The following is a 607-nucleotide window of genomic DNA, read 5'->3' as shown; positions in this document are numbered from 1 at the left end:
TCGGCATGAACGGCGCCTACGCGCTGGACCAGGCCTGGCACCACGCCTTCGAGACTGCCGCCGCCCTCATCGCCTCCGCCTGATTCCGACAGGGAGAACACCGTGACCGACCAGCGGTTCATCGACTACATGACCACCTTCCAGGCGGCCACCGAGCACACCAATACCTGCCCGGCCTGCCAGGACAACCTGCCCTGCCCGACCGGCGACCCGATCCACGCCGCATTCCTCACCCAGCAGGCCGTGTGGGAGGCCGAGCAGCGCCGCCAGAAGCGCAACGCGGACCGCCGTGCCAAGCGCCGGGCCGACCACCGCGCCCGGATCGCCCGCCACGCCGCCCGGGAGCTGGTCACCTGGGGCGCCTGGGAGGGCGACCGCCCCACCGCCACCGCCCAGGACGTGGTCCGCAAGGCCGCCGCCATGTACGGCGCCTACCTCAAGGACGGACCCATCACCCAGGTCGAGGCCGCCGCCGCCCTCGCGGCCGCTCTCGGCAACTGACCTAGGAGGAACAGAACATGGTGTTCGCCGCCGGCGAGGAAGTGCTGATCGTCTCCTGCGAGGACGACCCCCGGGCCGCCGGGCGGACCGGCCGGATCGTGGACGA

The 607-nt window shown here is 72.2% G+C and carries 1 protein-coding gene; it reads left to right on the top strand.

Going from position 1 to position 607, the window contains the following annotated elements:
- Window positions 1-102: 102 nt before the first annotated feature.
- Window positions 103-501: a hypothetical protein gene (locus IE329_RS40085; RefSeq protein WP_190215997.1), complete on the top strand. Its 399-nt coding sequence runs from the start codon at window positions 103-105 to the stop codon at window positions 499-501.
- Window positions 502-607 lie beyond the last annotated feature (106 nt).

This window comes from Kitasatospora indigofera, assembly GCF_014655955.1.
Classification (GTDB): Bacteria; Actinomycetota; Actinomycetes; order Streptomycetales; family Streptomycetaceae; genus Kitasatospora; species Kitasatospora indigofera.
Note: the sequence above shows the minus strand (reverse complement) of the source record. Positions and strands in the feature narration are given on the sequence as shown.